9 protein-coding genes are annotated in these 9,757 nt (G+C 69.4%); 3 read left to right on the top strand and 6 right to left on the bottom strand.

Annotated elements, in window-relative coordinates:
* From rimM to ffh, 4 genes are read right to left on the bottom strand one after another with little or no spacing between them, the layout of a single operon-like run.
* Entirely contained in the window at positions 1-606 is a 606-nt protein-coding gene (gene rimM, locus VMS22_18735) for a ribosome maturation factor RimM (protein ID HXJ36073.1), read from the bottom strand.
* Positions 548-784, bottom strand: a complete 237-nt coding sequence (locus tag VMS22_18740; GenBank protein ID HXJ36074.1) for a KH domain-containing protein — start codon at positions 782-784, stop codon at positions 548-550. The genes rimM and VMS22_18740 overlap by 59 nt, the downstream gene beginning before the upstream one ends.
* A 42-nt stretch (positions 785-826) precedes the next feature.
* On the bottom strand, positions 827-1,072 hold the full coding sequence (rpsP, locus tag VMS22_18745) for a 30S ribosomal protein S16 (GenBank protein HXJ36075.1): 246 nt from the start codon (positions 1,070-1,072) through the stop codon (positions 827-829).
* A 38-nt stretch (positions 1,073-1,110) separates the two neighbouring features.
* Positions 1,111-2,442: a signal recognition particle protein gene (ffh, locus tag VMS22_18750; GenBank protein HXJ36076.1), complete on the bottom strand. Its 1,332-nt coding sequence runs from the start codon at positions 2,440-2,442 to the stop codon at positions 1,111-1,113.
* Between the two features lie 364 nt (positions 2,443-2,806).
* Between ffh and VMS22_18755 the strand changes: the two genes are divergently transcribed.
* Entirely contained in the window at positions 2,807-4,177 is a 1,371-nt protein-coding gene (locus VMS22_18755; protein ID HXJ36077.1) for a hypothetical protein, read from the top strand.
* Positions 4,178-4,357: 180 nt separating this feature from the next.
* On the opposite strand, the gene groL is transcribed toward VMS22_18755, so the two are convergent.
* Together groL and groES are read right to left on the bottom strand one after the other, a co-directional pair.
* Positions 4,358-5,998, bottom strand: a complete 1,641-nt coding sequence (gene groL / locus VMS22_18760; GenBank protein ID HXJ36078.1) for a chaperonin GroEL — start codon at positions 5,996-5,998, stop codon at positions 4,358-4,360.
* A gap of 7 nt (positions 5,999-6,005) precedes the next feature.
* Positions 6,006-6,299, bottom strand: a complete 294-nt coding sequence (gene groES, locus VMS22_18765) for a co-chaperone GroES (GenBank protein ID HXJ36079.1) — start codon at positions 6,297-6,299, stop codon at positions 6,006-6,008.
* 117 nt (positions 6,300-6,416) lie between these two features.
* Here groES and VMS22_18770 point away from each other — a divergent pair, with 117 nt between their 5' ends.
* Positions 6,417-7,577 (top strand): polysaccharide biosynthesis/export family protein, encoded by a 1,161-nt coding sequence (locus tag VMS22_18770; protein ID HXJ36080.1) that lies wholly within the window; start codon positions 6,417-6,419, stop codon positions 7,575-7,577.
* On the top strand, positions 7,577-9,751 hold the full coding sequence (locus tag VMS22_18775) for a polysaccharide biosynthesis tyrosine autokinase (GenBank protein ID HXJ36081.1): 2,175 nt from the start codon (positions 7,577-7,579) through the stop codon (positions 9,749-9,751). The genes VMS22_18770 and VMS22_18775 overlap by 1 nt, the downstream gene beginning before the upstream one ends.
* Positions 9,752-9,757 lie beyond the last annotated feature (6 nt).

Consider the following 9,757-nt stretch of genomic DNA (forward strand, 5'->3'; position numbering starts at 1 on the left):
TCACTCGAGCAGGCCCGGCATGGGCTCGATCACCACGCGCCGTCCCTCGCGATCGATCTCGCGCACGACGTCGGCGATGATGGGGATCAGGTGCTCGCGCCCCGCGCCGCGCACGATCCACACGTCGTTGAGGCCGGTCGGGAAGGTCTCGTCGATCGTGCCGAGGGCGCGGCCGTCGGTCGTGACGACGGCGAAGCCGTGCAGCTCGTAATGGTAGAATTCGTCGTCGGCCGCAGCGGGGAGATCGGCGGCGCGGACGAGGAGGCGCATGCTCGTGAGCGCCTCGGCCGCGGTGCGATCGCCCACGCCGTCCAGCACGAGCAACATGCTCTGTCCGTGCGGCGCCGCCTCGGCGACGCGCGACGCCAGCCATACGCCGTCGCGCTCGAGCAGCACGGGGCGACCGGGCGTCAGGCTCGGCGCGCCGGGTTGATACGCCCGGAGCCGCACCGCGCCGCGAAGCCCGTGCGGGCTTCCGAGCTCGCCGACCGCGACCGCGGTCGGGTCGGGGAGAGCCGGGGACGGGCCGGTCGGCGCGGGCCGCGGCTCACTTGTCTTCGATGATCTCGAGGACGACCTTGCGGTTCGTGCGGGACGCGACGGCATTCAAAATGGTGCGAATCGACTTGGCGGTCCGTCCCTGCTTGCCGATGACTCGGCCGATGTCTTCCTTGGCGACCTTGAGCTCGAGCACCGACGCCGTGTCGCCCTGGGTCTCCTTCACTTCGACGGCGTCGGGATGATTCACCAGCTGCTTTGCCAAAAACAAGACCAGTTCCTTCATGGGAGTCTCCGGCTGCTCGGACCGGGTTCCCGGTCCCCGTGGCTATGCGGGCGCGCTGTCGACGCCCGCCTGACGGATGAGCTGGGCTACGGTCTGGGTGGGCTGGGCGCCCTTGGCCCGCCACTTCTTCAACTTCTCGGCCTGGAACTGAATGAGCGGCTTGGACGGATCGTACGTGCCGACCTGATCGATGTAGCGTCCGTCGCGGGGCGACTCCGAGTTCGCGACGACGATGCGATAGAACGGATGCTTCTTGGCCCCATGGCGGGCGAGTCGGATCTTGACCATCGGGTCTCCTACGGCTGCGGCGCGGGTGCGCGCCCGGGTTAGCGGAACATGCCCGGCATGCCGCGCATCGTGGGCGCGGAGCCGAGCTTCTTCATCACCTTTCTCGTCTGTTCGAACTGCTTGATCAACCGGTTCACCTCGGCGACCGACGTGCCGCTGCCGGCCGCGATGCGCTTTCGGCGGCTCGCGTTGAGGATCAGGTGGTTGCGGCGCTCCTGCTTGGTCATGGAGTTGATGATCGCCTCGACGCGCCGGAGCTCCCCGTCGGCGCCGTCCAGCTCGGTGCCTTTGAAGAGTTTCTTCACGCCGGGGATCATGCCGAGGATCTCCGTCATCGAGCCCATCTTCTTCACCGCCGTCAGCTGCTCGCGGAAGTCCTCCAGATCGAACGCGTTCTTCTTCAGCTTCTTCTGCAGCTCCTCGGCGCGGCTGCGGTCGAACGTCTTCTCGGCCCGCTCGATCAGCGAGAGCATGTCGCCCATGCCGAGGATGCGCGACGCGACGCGATCGGGGTGGAACGACTCGAGCGCGTCGAGCTTCTCGCCCGTGCCGGCGAACACGATCGGCTTCCCGGTGACCGAGCGGAGCGAGAGCGCGGCACCGCCGCGCGCGTCGCCCTCGATCTTGGAGAGGATGACGCCCGTGAGCGGCAGGCGCGCGGCGAAGCCCTGCGCGGTCGCGACCGCGTCCTGGCCGGTCATCGCGTCGGCGACGAGCAGAATCTGCTTCGGCGTTACGGCGGCTCGGATGCGCTCGAGCTCGAGCATGAGCCCTTCGTCGACCGTCTGACGGCCGGCCGTGTCGAGCAGGACGACGTCGGCGCCGCTCGTGCGCGCCGCTGCGACGGCGTCGGTCGCGATGCGCACGGGATCGCCCTCGGCGGGCGTCGGATGCACGGGCAGGTCGAGCTGGCCCGCGAGCAGGCGGAGCTGCTCGATGGCTGCCGGACGGTAGACGTCGAGCGAGGCGAGATACGGGTGGCGGCCGCGATCGTGCTTCAACCAGCGCGCGAGCTTGCCCGTGGTCGTCGTCTTGCCGGCGCCGTTGAGGCCCACCAGCATCACGACGACGGGGGAGGGCCCGCCGACGTCGAACGGCGCCGCCTTCTCGCCGAGCAGTCGGACCAGCTCGCGGTGGACGAGCTTGATGAAGTGCTGCTCGGGCGTGAGGCTCCGCAGGACCTCCTCGCCGACGGCGTCCTTCTTGACGGCGTCGACGAAGTCCTTGACTACGCCGACGTTGACGTCGGCCTCGAGGAGCGCCAGCCGCACGTCCCGGAGCGCCTCCTCGATGTTCTTCTCGGTGATCTTCCCCTGGCCCTGCAGCTTGCGCCACAGGCCTTCGAACTTCTCGCCCAGGGATTCGAACATCGGGTTAAACCAAGCGCTTCGGGGGCCGGGAAGGGCTGAAGCTAGAGGAGCCCCCCCAGGCTGTCAAGGAACGATCGCGCGTGCGGCGCTCGGCTTCGACGACGGTGCAGAGGAACGAGAGAGCGCCCTCCCAGGGGGTTGGTTTCCGGAAGGACGCCCTCTCGCGACCGACGACCGAGGCCCGGTGCCGGTCTTCCGTTGCGACTGTCCAACGACCGAGCGCCGGCGGCGGTTGACCGCGGTCGTCGCGCAGGGAGAGCGGCCCCGGGAGAACCTTCAGGACCGCGGCAAGACGTCGAGTTCCCCGCTCGGCCATGGAAACTTGGCGGCCCGACGGCACGCGGTGATATGGTGCGGCGCACCCGTGGCCGACTACGAAACGCTTCGCCAGCGACACGTCGCGCGTTTCGGCGAGCTGTTGCCGGATCTCATCGCACGCCTTGCGTGGACGCCGGAGCGGCTGCGCGACGAGCGGCGCGCGAGCCTGCGGGCCATCCTCGCGCATGCGAAGGCGCGCTCGCCGTGGCATGGGCGGCGCTTGGCGGGCGTCGACGTGGAGCGCATGGAGGAGATCGATCTCCGATCGCTGCCCACGATGACCAAGGACGATCTCATGGCGCATTTCGACGAGATCGTCGTCGACCCGCGCCTCACTCGCGACGTCGTCGAGGCCCACCTCGCCGGGCTCACGGCCGACGCCTACCTGCTCGACGAGTACCACGCCTGCGCGTCGGGGGGATCGAGCGGTCGGCGCGGCACCTTCGTGTACGACTTCGAGGGTTGGGTCGTGACGTTCCTCTCCATGGTCCGGTTCAGTATGCGCATGGCGGCCGAGGTGACGGGGGGCAGCGTGACGCCCATGGCGATGATCATGGCCGACAAGGCCTCGCACATGACCTCGGCGTTCGCGCAGACCTTTCCGCCTCCCGGTGGCGACATCGAGCGCTTGCCGGCGACCATGCCCCTCGGGCGGATCGTTGCTCGGCTGAACGCGATCCAGCCCGTCTATCTCACGGGCTACAGCTCGATGATCCACCAGCTCGCCCACGAGGCATCGGCGGGCCGCCTGCGCATCGCCCCCCGGCTCGTCGGCGTGGGATCCGAACCCGTGCTGCCCGAGATCCGCAAGGCGGTCACCGAGGCGTGGAGGGCGCCACTCTTCAACGGCTTCGGCTCGACCGAGGGGCTCATGGGTGGATCGTGCAGCGCCGGGCAGGGCATCCATCTGAGCGACGACCTCTTCGTGATCGAGCCGGTGAATGCGCACGGCGCGGCGGTGCCACCGGGCGAGCGCGCCGCGAAGATATTGCTCACGAGCCTCGTCAATCGCGCGCAGCCGCTCGTCCGCTACGAGCTCTCCGACGAGGTGACCGTCTTGGGCGGTCCCTGTCCGTGCGGATCGGGCCTGCTCCGCATCGACGACATCCAGGGTCGCCTCGACGACTGCTTCACGTACCGCGGCGGGCCGACGGTCCATCCGTTCACCTTCCGCTCGCCGCTCGGACGCGACCGCCACGTCGTCGAGTACCAGGTGCGTCAGACGGCGCGCGGCGCCGACGTCCTCGTGGTGGCCCAGGCGGCCGTCGACACGGAGCGTCTCGCCGCCACACTGCGCAGCGCGCTCGCCGAGCAGGGCCTCGTCGACGCGGAGGTGACGGTCACGCGCGTGGAAGCGCTCGAGCGCCAAGTGACGGGCAAGCTCCGCCGCTTCGTCCCGCTGCCGCCGTCGAGCTGAGCGATCGGTCGCCGATCGCGCGTCTGAGAGGGGTGGGGCAGGGGCGTGTAGCGCTAGCGGTCCGCGCGTACCCGGTTTGCCGCGCCAGCTTCGCTGGCCGCGGCACCCCGGTCGCGCGTCCACTAACGCTACACTCTCGCCCTCCGACCCCGACCCGAGACGGAGTCTCGGGTCGGCGCCCTACATCATTCCCGGCATGCCGCCCATGCCGCCGCCGGGCATGCCGCCCGGCATCGGCGTGTCTTCTTTCGGCTTCTCGGCGACCATGGCCTCGGTCGTGAGCAGGAGCCCCGCCACGGACGCGGCGTTCTGCAGCGCGGTGCGTACGACTTTGGTCGGATCGATGATGCCCGCCTTCAGGAGGTCTTCGTACTCCTCGCTGTAGGCGTTGTAGCCGAACGCGCCCTTGCCGCTCTTCACCTTGTCGAGGACGATCGCGCCCTCGGCTCCGGCGTTCTTGGCGATGTGGCGCAGCGGCTCCTCGATGGCCCGGCGCACGATGCCCACGCCGAAGCGCTCCTCGTCGCTGACCTTCACCTTGTCGAGCGCAGTCTGGCAGCGGATGAGCGCCACGCCGCCGCCGGGGACCACGCCCTCCTCGACGGCCGCGCGGGTCGCGTGCATCGCGTCCTCGACGCGCGCCTTCTTCTCCTTCATCTCGACCTCGGTCGCAGCGCCCACCTTGATGACCGCCACGCCACCCACGAGCTTCGCCAGCCGCTCCTGCAGCTTCTCGCGGTCGTAGTCCGACGTCGTCTCTTCGATCTGGGCGCGGATCTGCTTGATCCGCCCCTCGATGTCGGCCTTCTTGCCGGCGCCGTCGATCAGCGTCGTGTTGTCCTTGTCGACCGTGATCCGCTTGCAGCGGCCGAGGTCCTTCAGGGTCACGTTCTCGAGCTTCACGCCGAGCTCCTCGGCGATCATTCGGCCGCCCGACAGGATCGCGATGTCTTCGAGCATGGCCTTGCGGCGGTCGCCGAAGCCGGGCGCCTTCACCGAGCACACCTGGAGCGTGCCGCGGATCTTGTTCACGACGAGCGTCGCGAGCGCCTCGCCCTCGACCTCCTCGGCGATGATGAGGAGGGGCTTGCCGGCGCGCGCCACCTGCTCGAGCACGGGGAGCAGGTCCTTCATCGACGAGATCTTCTTCTCGTGGATGAGGATGAAGGCCTCTTCGAGCGCCGCTTCCATGCGCTCGGGATCGGTCACGAAGTACGGCGAGAGATAGCCGCGGTCGAACTGCATGCCCTCGACGACGTCGAGCTGCGTCTCGAGGCTCTTGGCCTCCTCGACCGTGATGACGCCTTCCTTGCCGACCTTGCTCATCGCCTCGGCGATGATCTCGCCGATGGTGGGGTCGTTGTTGGCGGAGATGGTGCCGACCTGCGCGATCTCCTTCTGGTCCTTGGTCGGCTTCGAGAGCTCCTTCAGCTCGGCGACGATGGCGGTGACCGCCTTGTCGATGCCGCGCTTGAGGCTCATCGGGTCGTGGCCGGCGACGACCATCTTCAGCCCCTCGGTGAAGATGGCGCGCGCGAGCACGGTCGCGGTGGTGGTGCCGTCGCCGGCGACGTCGGAGGTCTTGCTGGCGACCTCCTTCACCATCTGCGCGCCCATGTTCTCGAACTTGTCCTCGAGCTCGATCTCCTTGGCGACGGTGACGCCGTCCTTGGTCACGTTCGGCGCCCCGAACGACTTGTCGAGGATGACGTTGCGGCCGCGTGGTCCGAGCGTCGCGGTGACGGCGTCGGCGAGCACGTTCACCCCGCGCAGGATCTTGTCGCGGGCTTCCTGGTGAAACTTGATGATCTTCGCTGCCATGATGTCCTCAGCCCTCCACGACGCCGAGGATGTCTTCCTCACGCATGATGAGGAGCTCCTCGCCGTCGACTTTGATCTCGGATCCCGAGTACTTGCCGAACAGCACCTTGTCGCCGACCTTGACGTCGAGAGGCAGCACCTTGCCCTCGTCGTTCACCTTGCCCTTGCCGGCGGCCATGATCTTGCCCTGCTGGGGCTTCTCCTTGGCGCTGTCGGGGATGTAGAGCCCACCCTTGGTCTTCTCCATGTCGTCTTCGAGTCGCTTGACCAGGACCCGGTCCTGGAGGGGCCTCACCTTCATGCCTGTAGCTCCTTTCCTTTCGTTCGGGGGTTAAGCGGACGAAAACTATCCGCCGGAGCCGCCGTGTCAAGGTCCTGACCGTGAAACCGTCTAAAGTTGGACGGTCGGGGCGCCGACATGGCGGTTGTGAGATTCCGCGTTCCCTCCCTCCTTTGGGCCGTAGCCGTCGTGGGCCTCACGGGCTGCATGACGATCCATCAGCCCGCGGGCGGCGATCCGTCGCTGAAGCACGCGCCGGCGGCCCCCGAGCCGCAGACCGGCGGCGAGCCGGGGACGATGCGGGCCCTTCCCCCCCTGGTCTCCGGCCAGCAGGACGAGGGCGCCCTGGACCTCCTGGTCCACCTGCGCGACGAGCGCTTGAAGAACGGGCCCGGCACCGACACGCCCGTCGGCCCCGGCGACATCATCGAGGTCGCCGCCCCGGGCGTGAAGGAGCTCGCGTTCGTCACGACCCGCGTCTCCGGCGACGGGATCATCGCCCTGCCGGTGGTCGGGACGATCCAGGCTGGGGGGCGGACCGAGGATCAGATCCGGCAGGAAGTCCGCTCGCGGCTCGGGGCGATCATGTACGATCCCCAGGTCTCGGTCTTCGTGCGCGAGTACCACAGCCGCAAGATCGCGGTGATCGGCGCCGTGCTGAAGGCCGGCCTCTACGAGCCCGCGAGCCCGAACGAGACCATACTCGACATGATCGCGATGGCCCGAGGCCCGTCGAACGACGCGTCCCGCCAGGTGGTGTTCATTCCGCACGGCGCCTCGAGCGCGGCCGAGCTGGAAGCCCTGGCGCGGCTGCCCAAGGGCGGCGCCGGCGCCGTGTCGGTTCCCGGCATGCTGCGCAACGTCGAGCCCGTCGTCTTCAACATCCGCGACATGAGCGCGGCCATGACCGAGGTGGTGCTCTCGCTGCCGGTGCGGCCGGGCGACGTCATCATGATTCCCGAGGCCGGGAACGTCTTCATCCAGGGATGGGTGGTGAGACCCGGCCCCTACAAGATCAACCAGGACCTCACCATGCTCGCGCTGATCGCCGCGGCTGGCGGTCCCATGTTTCCCGCCGACATGAGCGCCGCGCGGCTCATCCGCGCCGGCGTCAACGGCGAGAAGCAGCTCTACGACGTCGACCTGCAGGCGATCGCGCGCGGCGAGCAGAACGACGTGTACGTGCAAAACGGCGACGTCATCGAGCTCGGCTCGACAGCGCCGCGGCTCGCCGCGTACGGGCTCTACTTCTTCTTCACCAGCATCTTCCGGGTGGGAGCCGCCGTTTCGGTGCTGTGATGACCGACCTCGCCGAGCCCACGCACGACCTGCCGGGCATCGACCTCGCGCACTACGCGGGCGTGGCGCGGCGCAACGCCGCGCTCATCGCCGCCCTGGTGGGGGTCGTGACCGTGTTCGCGACGCTGGACGCGCTGCGCACGCCGCGGCGCTACACCGCGGCGACGACGCTGCAGGTCGAGCCGCGCGATCCGCAGGTGGTGAACATCCAGGGCATGCACACCGAGGCGGTCGAGGACGAGACCCGCTACCTGCGCACGCTCTATCAGAACCTGAAGAGCCGCGAGCTCGCCGAGCGCGTGATCCGCGACAATGGGCTGCGGCACGAGCGCCTGCTCGGCGGCGTTCCCGCCGGGCCCGAAACGGATTGGGCCAAGCTCGATCCGGGCCTCGTCGACCGCTACCTCGCGGGCCTCGACGTCGAGGCGGTGCCCGGCACGCGGCTCATCAAGGTGACCTACGCGGCCGCCGATCCCGCGCTCGCCGCCCGTATCGCGAACGCGCACGTCGCCACCTTCGTGCGCCAGGGACTGCGCCAGCGTGCGTCGATCAACCAGGCCGGTCTCGACTTCCTGCGCGATCGGCTGGGCGAGCTGAAGGCGCGCCTCGAGACCTCCGAAGCCGCGCTCAACAACTACCGCTGGCAGAGGGGCATCCTCGCGACCGACGAGAAGAAGGAGAACGTCGTCGTCGAGCAGCTCGACGATCTCAACAAGGAGCTCTCGAAGGCGGAGGCCGAACGGCTCGCGCTCGAGGCCGAGGTCCGGACGATCGACACCCAGGGCGTGGAAGCGCTGCCCGAGGTGACGCGGAACACGACCCTGCACGAGCTGCACGTGCAGCTCGCCGTGGCCGAGAGCGACTACGCGCGCATCGCGACGCTCTTCAAGCCGAACTATCCCGGCGTCGCCGAGCTGCGCAGCAAGGCCGACACGCTGCGGGCCCACCTGGAGGCCGAGACCAGGCGCGTCGCCGACGCCGTGCGCAACGCCTACCGGGCCGCGCGCGACACCGAGGACCGGCTGCGCGTGCGCCTGGCGGAGCAGAAGGCGCAGGCCATGGCGCAGAAGGACGCGGCGGTCGAGTACACGATCCTCGCGCGCGAGGTCGAGACCAACCGCGGCCTGTACGAGAGCGTGCTCTCGCGCATGAAGGAGATGACCGTCGCGGTCGAGGTGCGTGCGACGAACCTCAGCGTCGCCGACAAGGCGGTCCCGCCGACGGCGTCCGCGGGCCCCGGACGCCTGCGCAGCATCGCGTTCGCGGCCCTGCTCGCCGCGCTGGCCGGCATCGTGCTCGCCTTCGTGCGCGACGCCCTCGACGACAGCCTCAAGACCGCCGACGACGTCGAACGGTACGGGCGGCTCCCGAGCCTGGGCGTCGTGCCGCTCGGCGCGAGCGCCGCCGCGGCGCAGCCGCTCCTGCCGTGGCCCTTCGCCGGCCGCCGCCGCGCTCCGGGTGGGACGACGATCGTCGTCTCCGGCCAGCCCGATCCGATCTCGAGCGACGCCTACCGCCAGGTGCGCACCTCGCTCCTGCTCGCGCAGCCGGAGGGGGCCCCGCGGACGATCCTGGTCACCAGTGCACGCGACGGCGAGGGCAAGACGCTCACCGCCGCGAACCTCGCGATCGCGTTCTCGCAGATCGCCGAGCGCGTCGTCCTGATCGACGCCGATCTGCGGCGGCCGTCCGCGCACCGGCTGTTCGGGCTCGCGGCAAAGCCGGGCCTGACCGAGGTGCTGGCCGGACGCAGCTGCCTCGACGAGGTGCTGCAGGCGGCGCGCGGCGACGCGCTCTCGATCGTGGCGGCGGGCGCGCTTGCGGTGAACCCGACCGAGCTCCTCTCCTCGCCCGAGATGCGAACGCTGATCGCAGCCGTGGCGACGCAGTTCGACTACGTGATCGTCGACTCGTCCGCGGCCCTCGCGGCGCCGGACGCCGTCGTGCTCTCGACGCTGGTCGACGGCGTGGTCCTGGTGGCACGCGGCAACCAGACCTCGCGGCGCCTGCTGCAGAAGCTCCGCGCACGTCTCGCCTACGCGCGCGCGTCGATCATGGGCGTCGTCCTGAACGGCGTCGAGGACGAGACCGAACCCTACGGCCCGCACGGCACGATGATCGAGGTGACGCCGCCGTCACCGCCGCCCGCATCCCGAGCGCATCAGGCCGCGTGAGGGTCG

It is taken from the genome of Candidatus Eisenbacteria bacterium (assembly GCA_035577985.1).
In the GTDB taxonomy this organism is placed as follows: domain Bacteria; phylum Desulfobacterota; class Binatia; order DP-6; family DP-6; genus DATJZY01.

What these genes read in the sequence shown, in the direction of transcription:
- rimM (HXJ36073.1), bottom strand. Translation starts at nt 606, where the DNA reads ATGCCGTCGCGTCCCGCACGAACCGCAAGGTCGTCCTCGAGATCATCG.
- VMS22_18740 (HXJ36074.1), bottom strand. Translation starts at nt 784, where the DNA reads ATGAAGGAACTGGTCTTGTTTTTGGCAAAGCAGCTGGTGAATCATCCC.
- rpsP (HXJ36075.1), bottom strand. Translation starts at nt 1,072, where the DNA reads ATGGTCAAGATCCGACTCGCCCGCCATGGGGCCAAGAAGCATCCGTTC.
- ffh (HXJ36076.1), bottom strand. Translation starts at nt 2,442, where the DNA reads ATGTTCGAATCCCTGGGCGAGAAGTTCGAAGGCCTGTGGCGCAAGCTG.
- groL (HXJ36078.1), bottom strand. Translation starts at nt 5,998, where the DNA reads ATGGCAGCGAAGATCATCAAGTTTCACCAGGAAGCCCGCGACAAGATC.
- groES (HXJ36079.1), bottom strand. Translation starts at nt 6,299, where the DNA reads ATGAAGGTGAGGCCCCTCCAGGACCGGGTCCTGGTCAAGCGACTCGAA.
- VMS22_18770 (HXJ36080.1), top strand. Translation starts at nt 6,417, where the DNA reads ATGGCGGTTGTGAGATTCCGCGTTCCCTCCCTCCTTTGGGCCGTAGCC.
- VMS22_18775 (HXJ36081.1), top strand. Translation starts at nt 7,577, where the DNA reads ATGACCGACCTCGCCGAGCCCACGCACGACCTGCCGGGCATCGACCTC.